This window comes from Pelomonas dachongensis (assembly GCF_043555865.1).
Taxonomy (GTDB): domain Bacteria; phylum Pseudomonadota; class Gammaproteobacteria; order Burkholderiales; family Burkholderiaceae_C; genus Pelomonas; species Pelomonas dachongensis.
The window spans coordinates 31942-50256 of the sequence record NZ_JBIGHY010000019.1 but is presented as its reverse complement, the minus strand read 5'-3'; the positions used below and the strand labels follow the sequence as shown (position 1 = coordinate 50256).

14 protein-coding genes and 1 pseudogene are annotated in these 18315 nt (G+C 65.1%); 8 read left to right on the top strand and 7 right to left on the bottom strand.

Features of this window, described 5'->3' with window-relative positions; genetic code table 11:
- Window positions 1–122: 122 nt before the first annotated feature.
- The 3 genes from ACG02S_RS25565 to imuA are packed head-to-tail and all read right to left on the bottom strand — an operon-like array spanning window position 123 to window position 5310.
- On the bottom strand, window positions 123–3215 hold the full coding sequence (locus ACG02S_RS25565; RefSeq protein WP_394473326.1) for an error-prone DNA polymerase: 3093 nt from the start codon (window positions 3213–3215) through the stop codon (window positions 123–125).
- A gap of 9 nt (window positions 3216–3224) precedes the next feature.
- Window positions 3225–4541 carry a Y-family DNA polymerase gene (locus tag ACG02S_RS25560; protein ID WP_394473325.1) on the bottom strand — a complete coding sequence of 439 codons (1317 nt, stop codon included), beginning with the start codon at window positions 4539–4541 and terminating at the stop codon, window positions 3225–3227.
- Window positions 4471–5310 (bottom strand): translesion DNA synthesis-associated protein ImuA, encoded by an 840-nt coding sequence (gene imuA / locus ACG02S_RS25555; protein ID WP_394473324.1) that lies wholly within the window; start codon window positions 5308–5310, stop codon window positions 4471–4473. Before imuA ends, ACG02S_RS25560 begins: the two co-directional genes overlap by 71 nt.
- Window positions 5311–5469: 159 nt before the next feature.
- On the opposite strand from imuA, the gene ACG02S_RS25550 reads away from it, so the two are divergent.
- Window positions 5470–6435: an SOS response-associated peptidase family protein gene (locus tag ACG02S_RS25550; RefSeq protein ID WP_394473323.1), complete on the top strand. Its 966-nt coding sequence runs from the start codon at window positions 5470–5472 to the stop codon at window positions 6433–6435.
- A 16-nt stretch (window positions 6436–6451) separates the two neighbouring features.
- On the top strand, window positions 6452–7105 hold the full coding sequence (locus tag ACG02S_RS25545) for a zinc-finger-containing protein (protein ID WP_394473322.1): 654 nt from the start codon (window positions 6452–6454) through the stop codon (window positions 7103–7105).
- An 11-nt stretch (window positions 7106–7116) separates the two neighbouring features.
- On the opposite strand, the gene ACG02S_RS25540 is transcribed toward ACG02S_RS25545, so the two are convergent.
- Complete coding sequence (locus ACG02S_RS25540) at window positions 7117–7419, bottom strand: helix-turn-helix domain-containing protein (RefSeq protein ID WP_394473321.1); 303 nt, start codon at window positions 7417–7419, stop codon at window positions 7117–7119.
- On the opposite strand from ACG02S_RS25540, the gene ACG02S_RS25535 reads away from it, so the two are divergent.
- The 5 genes from ACG02S_RS25535 (at window position 7371) to ACG02S_RS25515 (ending at window position 15408) form a co-directional block, all read left to right on the top strand.
- A complete protein-coding gene (locus ACG02S_RS25535) occupies window positions 7371–8300 on the top strand; it encodes a transposase (protein ID WP_394473320.1) in 930 nt (309 codons plus the stop codon). The two genes, ACG02S_RS25540 and ACG02S_RS25535, sit on opposite strands and share 49 nt — an antisense overlap.
- Window positions 8297–8791: an RNA polymerase sigma factor gene (locus ACG02S_RS25530; protein ID WP_394473319.1), complete on the top strand. Its 495-nt coding sequence runs from the start codon at window positions 8297–8299 to the stop codon at window positions 8789–8791. The genes ACG02S_RS25535 and ACG02S_RS25530 overlap by 4 nt, the downstream gene beginning before the upstream one ends.
- Window positions 8792–8793: 2 nt before the next feature.
- A complete protein-coding gene (locus tag ACG02S_RS25525) occupies window positions 8794–9855 on the top strand; it encodes a FecR family protein (RefSeq protein WP_394473318.1) in 1062 nt (353 codons plus the stop codon).
- A gap of 71 nt (window positions 9856–9926) precedes the next feature.
- Complete coding sequence (locus tag ACG02S_RS25520) at window positions 9927–12944, top strand: TonB-dependent receptor domain-containing protein (RefSeq protein WP_394473317.1); 3018 nt, start codon at window positions 9927–9929, stop codon at window positions 12942–12944.
- A 142-nt stretch (window positions 12945–13086) separates the two neighbouring features.
- Window positions 13087–15408: a prolyl oligopeptidase family serine peptidase gene (locus ACG02S_RS25515; RefSeq protein WP_394473316.1), complete on the top strand. Its 2322-nt coding sequence runs from the start codon at window positions 13087–13089 to the stop codon at window positions 15406–15408.
- Window positions 15409–15628: 220 nt separating this feature from the next.
- On the opposite strand, the pseudogene ACG02S_RS25510 reads toward ACG02S_RS25515, so the two are convergent.
- Window positions 15629–16316 (bottom strand): annotated as a pseudogene (locus tag ACG02S_RS25510) (IS30 family transposase); the annotation flags it as partial.
- Between the two features lie 31 nt (window positions 16317–16347).
- Here ACG02S_RS25510 and ACG02S_RS25505 point away from each other — a divergent pair.
- Entirely contained in the window at window positions 16348–16695 is a 348-nt protein-coding gene (locus ACG02S_RS25505; RefSeq protein ID WP_394473315.1) for a transposase, read from the top strand.
- Here ACG02S_RS25505 and ACG02S_RS25500 read toward each other — a convergent pair.
- Both ACG02S_RS25500 and ACG02S_RS25495 read right to left on the bottom strand, forming a co-directional pair.
- Window positions 16623–16982: a FecR/PupR family sigma factor regulator gene (locus tag ACG02S_RS25500; protein WP_394473327.1), complete on the bottom strand. Its 360-nt coding sequence runs from the start codon at window positions 16980–16982 to the stop codon at window positions 16623–16625. The genes ACG02S_RS25505 and ACG02S_RS25500 overlap by 73 nt on opposite strands.
- Before the next feature lie 44 nt (window positions 16983–17026).
- Complete coding sequence (locus ACG02S_RS25495) at window positions 17027–18028, bottom strand: transposase (RefSeq protein WP_394473314.1); 1002 nt, start codon at window positions 18026–18028, stop codon at window positions 17027–17029.
- Between the last annotated feature and the right edge of the window lie 287 nt (window positions 18029–18315).

Sequence of the window (18315 nt, the reverse complement as noted above, 5' to 3'; positions counted from 1 at the left end):
ATTCCCCACGACGATCACCACAGATCGCCGTCGACCCGCACCCAGCACGCAAACAGCCCTTTACAGAGCTTGGAGCGGAACCGCCATCTCACCGCCGAATAGAAGCGGATCCTGATCGCCGTTCACAAGCGGAAATCCCGACTGCTCGTTTCCAGTTCGCCCAGCAGTGGTGTGAGGTCCTCAAGGCTTCTGGCGATCAGGCTGCAGGCATCGCCTTGTCGCTGCCACCGACCCTGCACGGCCAGCAGCCGAGACTGCAGCAACTCCTTGGGCTGGTCTTGACGAACGCTGGGCCAGACGATGACCTGCACGTTGCCGGTCTCGTCCTCGAGGCTGACGAAGACCACGCCCTTGGCGGTTTCGGGTTGCTGGCGCAGGGTGACGATGCCGCAGTAGTCCACGGTCTCCCCGTCATCCGTGAGCGACAGCTCCTCGGCGGTCAGGAATCGCCGCTCATCGAGTCGGTGGCGAAGCAGCTGTAGCGGATGGCTGCGTAGCGTCAGCCCGAGCGTGCGGTAGTCCCAGATCACCTCTTCACCTTCTGCTGCGGCCGCGAGTTCCAGGACGGGTTCGTCAACCGGTGCGTCGCGCAGCAGCTCCGGCGGCCGGCGCAGTGCGGCGGCGTCCCAGACCTGCTGTCGGCGATGGCCGCTGAGGCTGCGCAGCGCGTCGCTCGCTGCGAGCTGCTGCATGTCCAGGTGCTCAAGCCTCGCCAGACGCGCCAGTTCCTCGGCGCTCTCGAAGAAGGTGCCAGCACGGGCAGCGGTGATGCGGTCGGCGGACGCTTCCTTGAATCCCTTCACGAGCCGCAGGCCCAGCCGGACGGCGGGCTGATGCTCGATGTTCTCCAGCGTGCAGTCCCAGTCGCTGTGCAGCACGTCGATGGGCCGCACGTCAACGCCGTGTCGCTTGGCGTCCTGCACCAGTTGGCTGGGTGAATAGAACCCCATGGGCTGTGAGTTCAGGATTGCGCACAGGAACTCGGCCGGGTGATGGCACTTCACCCAGCAGGACGCATAGACCAGGATCGCGAAGCTGGCTGCGTGGCTCTCTGGGAAGCCATAGCTGCTGAAGCCTTTCATCTGCTCGAAGACGTTGCGTGCGAACGCGTCGGTATAGCCGCGCTCCAGCATGCCCTGGATGATCCGCGGCTCGTACTTGTCCAGGCTCCCCGTGCGACGCCAGGCCGCCATCGCACGACGCAGCCCATCGGCCTCGCCGGGCGTGAAGCCCGCGCAGAGGATGGCCAGCTGCATGCACTGTTCCTGGAACAGCGGCACGCCCAATGTTCGTCCCAGGGCCTTCTCGATCTCGGGGCTGGGATAGCTCACGGGCACGCGACCACTGCGGCGATCCAGGTACGGGTGCACCGAGCCGCCCTGGATGGGGCCGGGCCTCACGATGGCCACCTGCACGACCAGGTCATAGAAGCGGCGTGGGCGGTGCCGGGGCAGCATGCTCATCTGCGCGCGGCTCTCCACCTGGAACGTGCCGACGGTGTCGGCCCGGCAGATCATGTCGTAGGTGACCGGATCCTCGGCGGGGATGTCCTGCATCTCCATCATGTGGCCCTTGCGTTGCCCGATCAGGTCCAACGCCTTGCGCAAGGCCGTCAACATGCCCAGGGCCAGCACATCGACTTTGAGCAGGCCCATCAGGTCCAGGTCGTCCTTGTCCCACTGGATGATGCTGCGATCCGGCATGGCAGCGTTTTCGATGGGCACCAGCCGGCTCAACGGCCCGTTGGTCAGCACGAAGCCGCCGGTGTGCTGTCCGAGGTGACGCGGGAAGGACAGCAACTGGCCCGTCAACTCGCGCAGTTGACGCACCAGCAGGCTGTCCTTGTTCAGTCCAGCCTCGGTGATGAGTTCGTCGTTGAGATCCAGCTCCCAGGCGCTGGTGCCGCTGCGCAGCACCTCCATGGCTTCGTCGGCAATGCCGAGTGCCTTGCCGACATCGCGCAGCGTGCTGCGCGGCCGGTAGCTCGCGACGGTGGCTGTCAGCGCCGCGCGATCGCGTCCGTACTTGCGGTAGAGGTACTGGATGACCTCCTCGCGCCGCTCGTGCTCGAAGTCCACATCGATGTCTGGCGGCTCACCGCGTTCCTTGCTGATGAAGCGTTCGAACAGCATCGAGCTGCGCAGCGGATCCACCTCGGTCACTCCCGCGCAGTAGCAGACGACGGAGTTGGCGGCCGAACCTCGGCCCTGGCAGAGGATGCCGCGGCTGCGCGCGAACGCGACGATGTCGTAGACCGTGAGGAAGTAGTGCTCGTACTGCATCTCGGCGATCAGGGCCAGCTCATGCTCGATCTGGGTCTGGGCCTCCGCGGGGATGCCGCTGGGCCAGCGCCGGCCGGCTCCCTCATACACGATGCGCCGAAGGTAGGTCGTTGGCGTCTCGCCCGCAGGCACGACCTCGTCGGGGTACTGGTATTTCAGCTCATCGAGGCTGAAGTCGCAGCGATCGGCAACGCGCAGGGTCTCCAGCATCAGCTCGGGCGGGCAGCGCTCTGCAATGCGCCGGCGCGTGCGCAGGTGCTGCTCGGCGTTCTGGCGCAGCTTCAGCCCGCATGCCGTGATCGGCATGCGCAGCCGGGTGGCAGTGAGCACGTCCTGCAGCGGCTTGCGTGAGCGCACATGCATGTGCACGTCGCCGACCGCGACGATGGGCACGGCCGTGAGTTCGCTGCATTCACGCAGCTTGTGAAGCTGCACCTCGTCGTCAAGACGACGCAACTGCTCCCACCCCAGCCAGCAGCAGCCTGTCCAGTGCCGCAGCAGCCACCGCGCGATGACCTCCATCTGTTCCAGGGTGCAGCGCCGGTCCGGCACCGCGATGACGACGCAGTCGGCGAGCGTGCGGCTGTCGATCTCGGCCAGATCCAGGTAGTAGCTGCCCTTCTCGGAGCGGCGGCGCAGGTGCGTGATGAACTCGCACAGGTTGCCGTAGCCGTTGCGGTTGGTGGCCAGCACGACGAAGCTGAACGGCGTGTCCGAGCGCACCTCGAACTGCGAGCCCACCAGCAGCTTGATGCCGGCCTCCTTGGAGGCCGTGTGCGCCCGCACGATGCCGGCCATGCTGCACTCGTCGGCAATCGCAATGGCGGCATAGCCCAGCGCCTTGGCGCGCTGCACCAGCTCCTCGGGCTTGCTGGCGCCGCGCAGGAAGGTGAAGTTCGAGACGCAGCGCAGCTCGGCATAGGGCGGGATCATGGCCGGACCTCACCCGAAGATGCCGTGCAGGAACCAGCCGACACCATCGTCCAGCTTGGCCTGGAAGATCCACAGCAGGCCGGCATGGCGGGACTCTGCGAGCCAGTAGTCGCGCATCACGAGGCGCCCGGACCCGGCCGCCTCGTCGCGGTCCCACCAGCCGCCTTCGACGCATTGCGGCCCGGCCAGCAGTTGGAGCTCGCCCTGATAAACGGGGCGGTGGTTGCGAACACTGAGCTTCAGCGGCTCCCTCAGCACCCACGTCGGCTGGGGTAGATCGGTGCTCGGCTCTGTCTGCCTGGACAAGGGTTCGGCGGCGGCCTGCCAGTGCGCCATCCACTCCTGTCGGTGGTCCGCGTGCACGACGCAGCGGCGCACGGCGTCAGGCCCAAGGCGCGCAGCCATGCGCTCCAGCACGAGATGCGGCGACTCGGTGACGTCGGTGTCGTCCAGCAGCAGCGAGCCATTGCTGCCTGCCTGGTCGTGGACCTCTTCCGCGCTCAGCATCAGGTCGCCCACCGGCGCGAGGAGCTCGACCTTGGCCAGGTGTTCCGCCAGCAGCCGGCACAGGTGCTCGACGTCCCGACTCGGGTCTGCCGTCCCCACCGTCAAGGCCCCGCCGTCGCCGGCATCGCGCGATCGCATGGCGTCATGGCACCAGCGCAGCGTGAAGGCGGTGGTGCCTGCATGCCGCGCGGCCAGCCACCCGCACATCTGCACCAGCAGCCGGCGTGCACCCTGCAGCAGGGCGGGCGCGTGTTCCACCCGGAATGGCAGCTCCAGCCGCGCGTTGAACTGATCAGGCAGGACTTCCCAGACGTAGCCCTCCGGCTCGTGACCGTAGGCGCGGTCCATCGCCTGCCGCAACTCCTTGCCGAAACGGCGCGCGAGGCCGGCGCGGGGCAAGGCACGCACGTCGCCCAGGGTCCGGCAGCCGGTCTGAGCCAGCGTCGTTGCGTGGGGCCGCACAGCGCTCAAGCTTTCCATGGGCAGCGCGTCAAGGATGTCCTGCAAGGGGCGGCGGATGCCGTCTTCGCGGTGGTTGCGCGCCAGGGCGAGTGCGCCCAGGCTGGTGGGGGCCCAGGCGACCTTCTGGACCGCCAGTTCCTCGGCTTCGGCCACGACGCGGTCGCGCAGCGCACGTTTGCCGCCAAACAGCCGCGTGCTGCCCTGGACCTCCATCAGGACGGCATCCTCGAAGACCGCGACGCGGGGCGTGAATTGCAACGCCCAGGTGGCCACGGCTCGGAGCGCGTCAGGACTTGGAGGACTCGGCGAGTTCGGATCGTTGGCGCACGGCGGCAACAGCAGGGCTGACCACAGCATGGCTCGGCTCGATGGGAGTGAGGCGGCTGGGATAGCGCAGCCTCGGGGTCATGATGCTGGCGAGGCCGCCGGGCATCGACGTCAGGTGCAGCGTCTGCTCCAGCGGCACGCCCTTGCGCTTGAGCACGTCCACGGCGATCTGCCAGTCGGTGGCGACGCGAACCATGACGCGCAGCGGCGCGGCGGACGAGTCCTGTGCGGCGACTTCAGGCCGGCACAGGAAGAGGGGACCCTTGCAGCGGCTTGCCAGCACCTGCAGACGGCGGATCTGCTCCGCGCGCACCAGCGGCAGCCAGGCGATGACGGCGCCGAAACTGCCGGCCTTGACGACTTGTTCGGTGGCCCACAGCCGGTCGCGCGGGGTGTCCACATCGATCCAGACCAGGTGACGCTCGTCGATGCCATCGTGGCGCAGGCCCGGAGCGTGTGGGGACAGCGAGGGGCCAATGAGCGCCACGCTGCGGCCGGCGCGGGTCTGGTGCGCGATGACGGGGGACAGCAGGCGCAGCTCGGCGATGGAGAACTGACTGACCAGGACTTCCGTCAGCGCGCCGCAGGGCCAGCCGCCACCCGGCAGATGGACGTCCAGCTCGGGAAACCCGCTGGACAGCACGTCGGCCACCGGACCCCCCAGCTGATCGCCGCGCCACAGCGCCGCCTCCACCTCGTGAGGCAGGGGCTCATGCGCGCCGAGGGCGGCGTTTTGAGCAGGCGAGGGCAGACCGTGGGGCGGCGACGCCCCAACCAGCCCGGGGGTGGCGGGAAGCATGGAGATGGGCAAAAGACTGTATGCACATACAGTATATGCAAGCGGGTTCGGCGTCCAGTCAGACAAGACGCTGGATCGCGGGAGGAGTTGGCGGCTGCTGGAGCTGCCGGCCGCGCCGTGAGATAACTGCCCCATCCCCCTTGCCAGGAACAGACCGCGATGTGCTATTCAGCTCAGATCCGCGCCGACTACCGTGACTACACGCGGATGTTTGGCGCGCACATCAGCATCAAGGAGTTCGTGCAGGTCTTCTACGGCCGGCAGCAAGCCAAGCTGAAGATCCCCAAGGCCATGGAGGCGGCTTTCGACGGTGAGGCGACCTCGCCTGAAGCGCTGGAAATCCAGCGGCTGATCGCCGCCTACAAGGCCGACCGGACGATGGCGCTGGAGCAGGAGCTGTTCGCGCAGCGCAAGCGCCTGGCGGATGCCGAGCGCATCGTGCAGACCAACCCCAAGCCGGCCACGACCGTGCTGGACAGCCTTCGTATCGCTCCGTCCAAGATCTCCAAGGCCCGGCTGGACCTGGACGATCTCCGTCGCACCGAGCTGCTGGACCGGGACTCGCGCATCTTCCCGGGCGGCTTCGCGCCCGTGATGGTCGTGCGCGACGGCCAGCGCGTCGTCCTGCCCATGCGCTACCAATGCCGGCCCGCAGGCAAGCCGGCCAACTACGACATCAAGTTCCCCGGCACCTACAACGCCCGCCGCGACAACCTGGAAGGCTTCTGGCGGGGCCAGTTCGGGGTCAGCCACGGCATCCTGCTGGTCGACACGTTCTACGAGAACGTCAAGCGGCACGACATGGAACACCGCGCGCTGGCACCGGATGAAAAGCCCGAGAACGTGATCCTGCAGTTCCAGCCCAATCCGCCGGAGCTGATGCTCATCGCCTGCCTCTGGTCGCACTGGAAGCAGGACGGCGAGCCTGACCTGTTGTCATTCGCCGCCATCACCGACGAGCCGCCGGCGGAAGTTGCGGCCGCGGGTCACGACCGGATGATCATCCGCATCAAGCCGGAGCACGTCGACGCCTGGCTGAATCCCGACCCGACCAACCTGAAGGCGCTGTACGAGATCTTCGATGACCGTACGCCGGTGTTCTACGAGCACCGCATTGCCGCATAGGCGTGGAGCCTCCAACGTGGTTGCGTACAGACAAGGTTCCGACGGGCAGGCCGGGCTGGGCGTTTTCGGCGAGGGCAATGTCGTGTCGCTAGACGGCGGCAAGCGGATCCGGATGGATGACAGGGTGGACTTCTGGCCGGGCAACCAGGCTTGGCAGACGATTGCCGACGGGCCGGATGGTCCTGCCACCGGTATCGGCATGACCAGCCTGCTCACCTATCTGAAGCGCATGCGAGAACTGGCAGGACGCCCGGTCCCGTCCCCGCCGCAGCGCGAGTCCGACCGGGACGTGGTCTGCAACTACTGCGGCCAGCGCGCCGAACTCCATGGCGGTCTGGCGGTCTACCCGGACCGCAAGGACCTGCAGGACAGGCAGTTCTGGGTGTGCTGGGCCTGCGATGCGTGGGTTGGTTGCAAGAGCGGCGGAGACGAACCGTTCGGTGACTTGGCCAATGAGGAGCTCCGTGCCGTGCGCACCTCGGCGCACAAGGCCTTCGATCCGGTTTGGAGCCACGGGCTCATGACCAAGCACGAGGCCTACGAATGGCTGTCAAACGCGCTGGGCATTCCTCGTCGGGAGTGCCAGATCGGCCGGATGAAGCTGGAGGACTGCTGCAGAGTCAGCCAAATTGTGTGGGAGAGATTTGGTCAGGTCGCGGGCGACGAGTGATGCGTCTAGCGCTACTCCACTGAGAGGTAGCTTGCCGGAAGCTGTGCCTCGACGGCTGCGAGCAGGGCAGACGGGCGACAGCCAAGGGCTTTCGCGATCTTGAGCAGCACTGTCAAAGATGCCTGGCGCTCCCCGCGCTCAAGGTGTCCCATGAAGCCGCGATCTACACCAGCGACTAACGCCAGTCCCTCCTGGGTAAGGCCGCGTTCCATCCGAAATTCCCGTACTGCCTGGCCGAAAGCTGTGGCTGGAATTGGATCAAAAGATGTTGCACCTGCAGGACGGCCACCAGAGCGCGGCGAGTGATTTGGCATTCCCAGATGCTTTGTCTCTCGCTACAATCGGACCACTGTTTATAAACAGTGCGGAGGTCCGAGAAATGTCGACTTTCATAGGTTCCACAACTGAGACTTGGGTGAGCCGGCCACTATGTCGCCGTTATGCGTACGTTGTGTTCCGAGCCTCGAAGGTGAAGCTCAGAACGGCAATCGAAGAAAACGGACCGACTTGGTGGGCGCTTGGAACGCTCAACGACGGAGGCTCAGAGTTCCTCGGGGCCTGGAAAAACGCCGATGGAAACGCCGGACTACCGCCCGATGTGTTCGGTCAGTTGTGCGAGCGCGGGGTGCTTTCGATACGGTTCTGCATCGGGAACATCGGTGGCGCCGAGATGGTGTTTAGAGAGACCCTTCGGCATGCGGCCATCGTCCCGTCCATGCAGGAGCTGATTTCCTCCGCAGACACTCTGGTCAGGCCTCGCCACCGTGTCAAAGTCGCAAGAATGCTGCGCACGGTGGCTGAGTTAGATAATTCGCAGGCTGCGCGTGCGAAGTTCCGGGAATTTCAAGGTTCGGCACTGGGTGAAAGATACCCAGAAATCGTCCATCAGTGGGATGAGGCGCTGTCACGATCCGAAGCGTTCTACGCGCTTGACGCACCTCTGCGTGAGCTGGTTCGCTCGGCGGACCGAATGGCTGCGGACGTGAGTGAGTGCCTGACGCGTGTGATCAAGCGCCATGGTCAATTCTCCGATTCCACGACAGCACTCGATTTCGTTGTTGCTTGCCTCGAGAAGGCCGAGCGTGGGTTGGACCGCGACCGGGCAGCAGCGCTTGCCACTGGTCGCGCTCGCTTGTCCTTCCGCCGAAGCGCCGCTTCAGCGCCCGGCGTTGCTCGCGTACTGACACTAGCATGAAGGGCATTGCCATGTTTGCCGACTTGCCGGGTCTATTCTCGCGCGTCAAGTCAGCGCTGATGAGGCGTGGCCAGTCCGAATGCGATGCGGAAGACATCTTGCATGACGCCTGGCTTCAGTTCCAAACTACCCAGCAGACGCAGGAAGTGAAAAGCCCGGAGGCCTTCGTGATGAAGGTGGCCTTGAACATGGCGATTGATGCTCACCGCATGTCTTTGACGCGCGGGGAACAAGTGCAGCCCGAGGATGAAGTCATCTTCGATGGTTCGCCCAGCGCCGAGGACGTCGTTCTCTCACGGGAGCTGGCCGGTCGGGTGATTGCGTGCCTGGCCCAGATGGACGACAAGACCCGCGCCATCTTCCTGGCGAGTAAGCTGGACGGGATGAAGTACAACGAGATCGCAGCCAAGTTCGGCATGACCCGCAGCGGGGTCGAGTGGCACATCTCCAAGGCGGTGATGCAGCTTTCGGACTGGATGGAGGGCTGGTAGCCATGGAGCGGCCAGAGGCCGGCGCCGCGGACGGCGCACAACGCCGGCCCAAGCCGTCGCCCGCCGTCCGTGCTCAGGCGGCGGTTTGGGTGACCAAGCTGCACAGCGAGGACCGGTCGCCCGAGATGGAACGGGAGTTCCGGAAATGGCAGGCGCAGTCCGCCGAGCATCGGGATGCATTTGAGAAGACAACGGATGCCTGGGTAGCCGCCGGCAACATCAAGTTTGCAGACGCCTACAAGGCCCTCGCGGCTCAGAACGTGAGGCACCCGGGGGGGGTGTATGGCGGGTTCTCGCGGTTGGCGGCCGGTGGCGTCGTGGCCGTTCTCGTCGCCGTCGGACTTTTTGCGGGTCAGCACTGGTGGGAGCGCGGCCTGTATCGGACAGCCGTGGGCGAACAGCGCGTTGTGATGCTGGACGACGGATCCCGCATGCGACTGAACACCGACACACGGGTACGCGTGAGCTTCAATGACAGCCAGCGCACGGTCACCGTCAAGAACGGGGAGGCGATCTTTGAGGTGTCGAAGGACCCGGCTCGTCCGTTCGTCGTTCGTGCGTCGGGCAGCGAGGTTGTTGCCGTCGGCACCGCGTTTGCGGTGCGGTACGGAACAACCACTGAGGGCAAATCGAATGAAGTGCTCGTCACGCTCATCGAGGGGCAGGTCAATGTCAGGCCTGCGGCGGAATCACCCTCGGACGCCATAGCGCCCGCGAGGCTCGTTGCGATGAAAGCGGGTGATCGACTGCGCCTGAGTCGTGAGGCGGGCAGCAAGGTCGCGTCTGCGCCGCAGGTCGATCGGCCCAATGTGGAGGCGGTCACCGCATGGAAGCAGAGCGAGGTGGTGTTCGACGCCGCCACGCTACCCGAGGCTGTTGCCGAGATGAACCGCTACAGCCGAACGTCCATCGTGTTGGTGGACGAGTTGGCTCGTACAAACATGCGCGTGAGCGGTCTCTATCCCACCGGAGACAACGTCGGATTCGCCAATGCTGTCGCGCACTTGCACGGCCTGCGGCTGAAGAATGAGGCTGGACGGTTGACGCTCGAAAAAGCAGAGTAGGGCATGTCCTGGCCGCCAGGCCCTCGACTGAAACGTCATCTTGTTGTGACCTCCAACAACAAGGACTTCAGATGAGACACATCCTCAGTCTCCGCAATCTCAGCCCACGCGAAGCGCTGCAGATCAGTGCGTGGATTTCGCTTTGTCTTGGCGCCGGTGTTGCCGCCGGGGCCGAGCCACCCCAGGCAGCGCGGTACGCGATCGAGCAGCCTTCGCAGGGCTTGGCCGAGGCCCTGGTTGCGATTGGTCGTCAGACCAACACGGCGGTGCTGTATGACCCGGGAACGGTAGCGGGTCGCGTGGCCAAGCCCGTGTCTGGGCGCATGTCACCGATCGACGCCATCAGCGCCGCGCTTCGGGGTACTGGCTTGACGGCGGAGATGATGCCGAACGGCACCGTGGTGGTGAAGCCTGCTGCCCCGCCTGCCGCGGAACGGCCCGCAACACCCGGCAGAAGTCCCTCCGGAGTTCCGACCGGTACTCGCATCGAGCCATCTGGCGTAGCAACGATGGGCATTGCAGAAGCCGAGGCTGCGGCCAGCAGCGCTGAACCTCGAGACGAGGCACGTCATGAGGAGTTGACCCGCGTCGAGATCACCGGTTCGCGACTGCGCCGTCTCGATGCTGAAGGCCCGGCGCCGGTGAACGTCTACACGCGAGATGACATCGCCAAGAGCGGCCAACCCAGCCTGCAGCGTTTCCTGGCTTCGCTGTCCGAGGTCTCGGCATCCGCCGGCGAAGGCACCTTCAGCTCGATGCTGGGCCACGGCACCGTCCAGTTGCGTGGCATGCCGCAAGGCGGGACGCTGGTGCTCATCAATGGACGCAAGGTGCAGGGCGTGGGCTCGTCCACTGGGGCGGTGTTCAATCTGAACCTCATCCCCGCTGCTGCAATCGAGCGGGTCGAGGTGTTGCCACTGGGGTCGTCAGCCGTGTACGGTGGCGACGCGTTGGCCGGTGTCGTCAACGTGATCCTGAAAAAGTCGATCAACGGCCAGAGCTTCTCGGCGAGCGCGGGCAAGGGGCGCGGCATTGATGACAACAGCGTGTCGGTGGCGGTCGGAAGGCAGGACGACGACGGGCAATTTCTGGTGATCGCGGGACGCAGCCATTCATCGCCCCTGACCATGCGGGAGCGTGAGTTCTTTCGGAACGTCGACTTCCGCCCCTTGGGCAGCATCGATTCACGACGCGAGTACTGCACGCCAGGCACCGTGCGCAGCGTTTCGGGCAACCTACCAGGTCTGAATTCGAATGTCGCAGGCATTCCGGCGAGCGCCTCTGGCCAGGCCTTGAGCATCTCTGACTTCCAGGCTACCGCCGGCTCGCCGACCCTTTGCAACCAGTACTTCACAGGCGTTGGCATGCCCCTCGTCTATGGCTACGAGACGGCGTCGCTTCATGTGCTGGGCGAGAGAAAACTGTTCGGGGACTGGACAGCCTTCACCGAGCTGACGCATGTCAGGGACCGCATGCAGGGGGCCGAACGTGGCAGCGTGCTGTACGACGCGACCGTGCCCGCCTCCAACCCATTCAATCCATTTGGCGTGGCCGTCACAGTGTCGACCGTTCTCGGTCCCGAGAACGGCCTGCAGGGGATCTCGCGGCAAACCAACTTCACGCGGGCGTTGCTGGGCGTCAAAGGCGAACTCGGCGCACGATGGGATGCCGAGGTGACGGTCTCCACGGCCAGTGACCGTGGAGGCTCGCAAACCTGGCTCGGCTCCATCAACGCGACGGCCATGGCCGCAGCGCTCGCGTCGTCGAACCCGGCCACCGCGCTGAATCCCTTCACGACGGGACGAGCGGCGAGCAATGGCGTCCTGCGCCAGATTTGGTCTGATGCGCTCAGGCGCAGTGTGGGTCGCAAGGATCAAGTCACGGCCCTTGCGCGAGGCGCCGTGCTCGATCTACCCGCTGGCCCGGTCGAGACGGTCGTGGGCGCTGAAGCGGCCGAAGATCATTTCGACGTGGTCACCAACTTGAACGAGACCCACGGCAAGCGTCGCAGCTATGCGGCATATGCGGAGGCGAGGGCGCCGCTGCTCCGCTCCGCGAACGAAGCTGGCGGCAGGTGGGACCTGGCGGCGCTGACGGTGGCCGCGCGACGCGATCACTACAGCGACTTCGGCTCGGCCAACACCTATCAAGGCGGCCTCGAGCTGCGGCCGGCGCGAAGTGTGCTCGTGCGAGCTTCCGTGGCGACCTCGTTCAAGCCGCCGACACTCACGCAGACGAACACGACCTCGACATCCTCCAACGCCGCGGGGCTTGACCTGACCGATCCCGCGCGGGGTGGGGCATTGCTCACATCCGGCACGATCATCAGAGGGACCAACCCGTGGCTGAAGCCAGAGCACGGGCAGTCGCGCAGCATCGGCGCGGTGTGGGAGATCGAGGGCGGGTTGGGCACGCGTGTAGGCATCACGCACTGGCAGATGCGCATCCGGGACATGATCGGATTCCTCACGCCCCAGGCGGTCTTGAACGCCGAGGCCCTGTTCCCCGAACTCGTGACGCGAGCGCCGAGCGTGAATGGTCAGCCCGGCATCGTGACCAGCGTTCGCTCGACCGAAGTCAACTTCGGTCGCCTGGACACCTCAGGCACGGACGTGGACCTGGCCTACGTCTGGAAGACAGCGGTGGGAAAGGTGACGGCCTCGGGGCGGGCGACACGCACGAGCCGGTATGACGTCCAGCTCGCTCCAGGCGCTGCGGTCGTGGACCGCCTGGGCCGCCGCTTCAGCGACTACTGGTCGCCGCCCTGGAAAGGGCAGGTTGGGGTGGGCATCGATCACGGCACTTGGAACCTCGGCGTGACGAGCCGCTACCTCGGGCGCTACGTGGACTCCGGCGCGAGCGACCGGCGCCTCGGCAACTTCTGGCTGCATGACCTGTCCGGCACGCTGGACCTGAAGAAGCTGTGGCCGGGGCTGCTGCCTGGTTTCAAGAACGCGTCGGTTGGCGTGAGCGTGGCCAACCTCGCCGACCGGCAGCCGCAGTATGCGCAGGGCGCGCCTTACTACGACCTCACGCAGGCGGACTGGCGTGGTCGCTACACCACCGTGCGCCTGACCCTGGACTGGTAGCACGCCGGCAACACGCACCGGCCTTCCTGCTGGCGTGTACTTCCTTTGACATTCCTCCCGGAGCTCTGTCCCTGAGCTCCGCTTTGCGCGGCCCGCGCTTCGAACGCGGGGCGTTGGGCCGCGCCATTTTTAAGTATTTGTCATGCGCATCTACCTACTCGCCTCGCTGATTGCAATGCTCGCGGCGGCCCTGTCGCCGGACACCGTCCATGGCTCGGTCGGCCCTTCCGTCCGGGATGTCGTGGAGTTCAAGAAGATCACCCAGCCCGCCGTTCATGACGCTGAGGCGATGAGCAAGCAGACATCGGCGGACGGCACGCGGGCGTTCATCGTCACCCGCAGGTCTGACGTGGCGACAGACATCAACCGCTACGAGATCCTGATGCTGGATCTTGATTCACGCCGCTTGGCACAAGGCCGCCCGGCGCCTCCAGAGGTTGTCTTCAAGCTTGATGCGGCTGTCGACGGCATTGGCGGCTATCCAGCGCTCGCGCAGGTCCAATGGGCGGGCGACCAGACGCTCGTCTTTCGCGCGAAGGTCCGCGACGAGGTCTTTCAGGTCTACAGCCTGGACCTGAAGACCCGGCAGGTGGTCCAGTTGAGCCATGCGTCGATGCCGATCGTCTCGTTTGCAATGTCGCGGGACCTGAAGCGGCTGGTCTATGCCGCGCGGGTGCCGAACCCGCCGATGAGGTCCGGCGAGCACAGCATCGTCGTGGGCAACCAGTGGATCCGAGCCGCGCTGTACGGGCAGCAATCGCCGGCACATCAAGTGCCCAAGTACAGCTTCTACGTGGAAGACGTCGGCTCAAACAGCCAACCCAGGCCGTTGGGCGAGCCCTTCCTGCAGTCCAACGGCGGGCTGCCAGTGGTCGACATCTCCCCGGACGGTCGATGGGCGATTCTTCCGAAGTTCGAGGTCGAGCGCGTGCGCGACTGGCGCACGCAATATCCGCTGCTGCGCCAGGCTGCGCAGGTCTACGGTCCATCGCTGACGCGGGACCCGTTGCGGTACTACAGCGGCCCGCTGGCCTTCGCCGCGCGGCGCATGGTTGCCTGGCGACTCGACGACGGACGTGCGCAGGACATCCTGGATGCGCCGGACGATGCTCGCATCGGCGGCGGACAGACCCGCCATGACAGGGTGTGGAGTCCCACCGGCGAGTCCGTGGTCCTGGCCGGCACGCATCTGCCACTGGTCGACAGCCAGGTGTCGACCGCCTCTCACGTCATCGAGTACTGGCCGGACAGCGGCAGATGGGTCATCGTCGCCCGGTTGGCGGGGCGCATGAACGAGGCCACCGCCATCGGCGATCGCATCGAGGTCGATGACGACGGCAAGACGCGGCAGTTTGAGCGTCTGGAGCGCGGTGGGTGGCGCGAGGTCGATCCCGTTGCGGCAGTAGCCAAGACGGATTGGGCGCTGAACGTGGAGGAGAGCCTGAATCAGCCCGCTGACGTGGTTGCCAAGGGGCCTGCGGGCCAGACCGTCCCATTGACCAACCTCAATCCCCAATTCGACGCCAACTCTTGGGGCGTGGCGTCGACCTTCAAATGGCAGGACGACCAGGGCAGGCCATGGGAAGGCGGACTGCTGGTGCCGAGTGACGCGGTGGCTGGCAAGCGACTGCCGCTTGTCATTCAGGCCTACACGTACGACGCAGGCAACTTCTATCTGGACGGGCCGAATCCGGCGGGACTGGGCTTTACCAGCGCCTATCCGGGGCGCGCGCTCATGCGCGAGGGTGTGCTTGTGCTTGGGATGAAGTTTCGCCCGGCGAATGCTCCGGCGATCATCAAGTCGGGGGAGAACCTCGTCTTCAACCAGGGGGTGAAGAGCGCAGTCCAGGCCTTGGTCAAACAGGGGCTCGTTGACCCCGCGCGCGTGGGGATCATCGGCTTCAGTGCCACGGGCGCGAAAGTGATGAACCTCATCACCTTCTCTGAACTGCCGGTGCGCGCCGCGACGATTGCTGATGGCGACGCGGACACACTGTTTTCCTACGCCATCACCTACTCGTCAACGGATGCCACGTGGGGGTACAAAGAAAGCGTCAACGGTGGTCTGCCCGTAAGACCGGATCTGGCCACGTGGATCGCTCGCGACCCCGCGCTGAATACCGACTGCGTGAAGACGGCGCTGCGCTTCGAAAGCTATGGCGCGCCGGTGACCAATTACTGGGACGTCTATGCGCTCATGCGCCGGCAGTACAAGCCAGCGGAGCTGATCCTCATCCCGGATGGCGCTCACATGCTGTCGACACCGAGCCATCGCATGATTTCTCTACAGGGCAACGTCGATTGGTTCAAGTTCTGGTTGCGAGGAGAGAAGCGCTTTGAGCCACTCCTCGCGACTGAGACGAAGGCGTCCTTGCGGACGAGGTACGAGGCCTGGGATCAGATGGCCGTCATGAAGGAGGTCGACGACCGGCGGCCGAAGTGTTCAAAGAGTATTGATGGCTGAGCGCCGAATCAAAGCCGTGCGATCCAGGTCCCACACCCGGTTCAACCCTGGTTAGCATCTGTAGAGAAGAAGCGAGTTGCCTTCCACGCTTCGCCGCCAGGGCCCCTTGTTGCAGTCCTGGCATCGCTCAGGTCGACGAAACGAGGCCGGTATTCGCGACGCATCGCGTAGGTGGTAACCAGGGTGGTTTCAAATCCCAACTGCAACACAGGCGTAGCGGTCAGTGAAGTGGTGAGGAAGGAGATTCTTGCAGCGCCTGCATGATCGCCCGGAAGCGCTGGATCGGGCTGTCCCAGCCCAAGCGGTTGCGAGGTCGGTTGTTGATCTCGTCGGCGATGAAGTCGAGTTGTTCCTGGCTGTGAACCGACCAGTCCGTGCCCTTGAGCAGGTACTGGCGGATCAGTCCATTGGTGTTCTCGCAGGCGGCCCGCTGCCAAGGGCTGTGCGGGTCGCAGAAGTAGACCTTCACCCCGGTCCTGCGCGTCAGCTCGGCGTGGCGCACCATCTCGCGCCCCTGGTCGTAGGTCATCGAGCGGCGCACCGGCTCTGCGATGTGGCTGAGCTTGTCAGTGAACGCCGCCAGCGCACTGGCTGCCGAGGCATCCGGCATACCTGGGGCGGGCGCACGTGGATGCTGACCATGTCCGGGATCTGGCCTCGGCGGTCGTCGCCGGCGCTGCGAGGCCGGCGCGCGTGTTCTTGGCCTGGCGCAGGCACTTGACGAGTTCGCGGCGCAACTCGCCGGCCGGCTGGGCGTAGATCGCCGTGTAGATGGTCTCGTGGCTGACGTGCATGTCGGGCTGGTCGGGGAACATGCGGCGCAGTGTGGCGCTGATCTGCTGGGGCGACCACCGCCAGCTCAGGCAGGTCTGAACCACGGGCCAGAGTTCGCGCTCAGGGTGCAGTTTGGGGTTGTGGTGAAACCTCAGCGACACGGCGATGGAAGCTCAGCTGCACGAGCGGCCGCTGTACCACCGCATTGCCGGCCTGCAATGCGCCCCGCGCATGCCCGACGAAGCCACCATCCTCCGTTTCCGCTCGCCGCTGAAGAAGCACAAGCTCGCGCCCCCCGATGCTTGCGGGATCAATGCTGACTTGGCCCAGCAAGGCCTGCTGCTGAAGGCAGGTTCTGTGGTCGACGCCACCATCATTTCCGCGCCCAGCTCGTTCAAGAGCAAGGACGGCGAGCGCGCCCCCGCTTTGCAGACGCGTCTTCATAGCGCGACGAGCACTGCCCCGATACAAACAGCAACCACCCCCAGCGCCACCCACTGGAGTGCTACATAGCGCCGGCGCCTGGCGCGTCGCTTGGACGCCTCAATTGCGGCTGCATAGGCCTGTGCAGTTCTCGTCCCCGGGATTGCCTGCCAGATGTCGGTCATCTCCTCGAACGCCTCCCTATGCGCGGGCGAAAGATTGAGCCAAGCACGCAGACCCTCTTCCATGGCGCCGTCTCTGTCAGGCCCGTGGAGGCTCACAACCCAGACAGCTGCTTCCGCGGCGATCTGGGGCGTCACCTGCTGGCGCCTGCCAGAGCCTTGACCATCGTCTCTATCGAACCCTATGTTGCTCATAAATTCCGGGCATGCGTCGTCCGGCACATCGCCGCGAGGCGGCTTCAGCAAGCTACATGCTGACGCCGTCGACCAAGGCTCATCGTCTCCTTGAGTATGGTAGCGACCGGGGTTTCCAGCAAATGCCGGTCCTCTGCACTTGCACGCGACGCAGCCATCTGCTCGCAGAGGGTCGCCTTGGCGCGCTTGAATCTACGTGCCATCGCGGCTGCGGAACAAAGCTTCGACTGGACTGCCAACCCGGCGACCAAGGCTCTCGCCCGAACTCCTACGGGGCCTGACAGCGTGCAGAGACACCGTCCTGGTGCGATCCTGAGCTTGTGGGCGACCCACAGCTCCAACAAGGTGATGGCGCCATCGATTCCGTCGTCGCCGCCAGCCGCGACGAGCGTCGCTGTAATGTCTGCGACCTCGCGAGCAACCGAAGCCTGGGGCCCGATCGTCCCAGTTGCAAGCGCCAGGCCGTGGTTCAACTCCCACTCCCGAAGTTCAACCTTGGGCGGTCGACCACGAACCACCTCGCGAATCGCCAGTCTCGCCTCGAGGCTCGCACTGTCGAATCTGCTGAGCAATGCCTTCGGCTCGAAGCCGTGGCACGCGCTCATGCCCACGGTGGCTCGCAGTGACGAGTTCAGGTAGTACGACGGCCTGGCACAGAGCCCCACCGCAACGGGACGCCAGGCCAACATGCGCAGCTCGTGCTTCAACTCCGCAGAGGATTTCACCGCGTGGGCCCGGTACCGCGCGGCGAACACCGGTCCCCGCGTGTGGTCGACTTCACGCACCCACCTGGAAACAAGGCTCCCGATCTCGCGAGCCAACAGTTGAGGGCTGTCCCCTTCTGGCAATGCAGAGAGCACATGGATCTCTGACGGCATCAACAGGTAGTACAGCAGCTGCCGCCCCGGAGGGGCGTGAGCCGCTCTGATCCGGGTCTGGATCATCTCGGCCACGGAGAGATTGACGAGCAGGCTGCGGCTCTTCGCGGCCTGCCAACATATGTGCCAGACGACCTGCGCTTCGTGAGAGAGGTTCCTGGTCTCCATACCTATATAACGTTTGAGCCCCGGAAATCCATAGTAAAAATCTCACACCAACGGCTGCATCGTTCGGTCGCCGTCTCTGGCGACGCCCCGCTTTTCCGGGTCGACGCCTCGCAGGCGTCGGTCTCGCTTTGACCGACTGAGATCCGATGCGCTCACGACCTGACGGGTCGAGCGGCATCCGATCTGGTGTCGGTGCTACCAACGGAAAAATTCAGTGCAGTACACCGCGATCCTGTGCGACCGGCCTCGGTAGAGGACTTGAGCCGAACAAGCGGATCGGAGTGGCA

Bases quoted from the DNA above. Each gene is read 5' to 3' on its own strand.
- ACG02S_RS25565 (WP_394473326.1), bottom strand. From the start codon at position 3,215: ATGATCCCGCCCTATGCCGAGCTGCGCTGCGTCTCGAACTTCACCTTC.
- ACG02S_RS25560 (WP_394473325.1), bottom strand. From the start codon at position 4,541: ATGCTGTGGTCAGCCCTGCTGTTGCCGCCGTGCGCCAACGATCCGAAC.
- imuA (WP_394473324.1), bottom strand. From the start codon at position 5,310: ATGCTTCCCGCCACCCCCGGGCTGGTTGGGGCGTCGCCGCCCCACGGT.
- ACG02S_RS25550 (WP_394473323.1), top strand. From the start codon at position 5,470: ATGTGCTATTCAGCTCAGATCCGCGCCGACTACCGTGACTACACGCGG.
- ACG02S_RS25535 (WP_394473320.1), top strand. From the start codon at position 7,371: ATGTTGCACCTGCAGGACGGCCACCAGAGCGCGGCGAGTGATTTGGCA.
- ACG02S_RS25540 (WP_394473321.1), bottom strand. From the start codon at position 7,419: ATGCCAAATCACTCGCCGCGCTCTGGTGGCCGTCCTGCAGGTGCAACA.
- ACG02S_RS25530 (WP_394473319.1), top strand. From the start codon at position 8,297: ATGAAGGGCATTGCCATGTTTGCCGACTTGCCGGGTCTATTCTCGCGC.
- ACG02S_RS25525 (WP_394473318.1), top strand. From the start codon at position 8,794: ATGGAGCGGCCAGAGGCCGGCGCCGCGGACGGCGCACAACGCCGGCCC.
- ACG02S_RS25520 (WP_394473317.1), top strand. From the start codon at position 9,927: ATGAGACACATCCTCAGTCTCCGCAATCTCAGCCCACGCGAAGCGCTG.
- ACG02S_RS25515 (WP_394473316.1), top strand. From the start codon at position 13,087: ATGCGCATCTACCTACTCGCCTCGCTGATTGCAATGCTCGCGGCGGCC.
- ACG02S_RS25505 (WP_394473315.1), top strand. From the start codon at position 16,348: ATGGAAGCTCAGCTGCACGAGCGGCCGCTGTACCACCGCATTGCCGGC.
- ACG02S_RS25500 (WP_394473327.1), bottom strand. From the start codon at position 16,982: ATGAGCAACATAGGGTTCGATAGAGACGATGGTCAAGGCTCTGGCAGG.
- ACG02S_RS25495 (WP_394473314.1), bottom strand. From the start codon at position 18,028: ATGGAGACCAGGAACCTCTCTCACGAAGCGCAGGTCGTCTGGCACATA.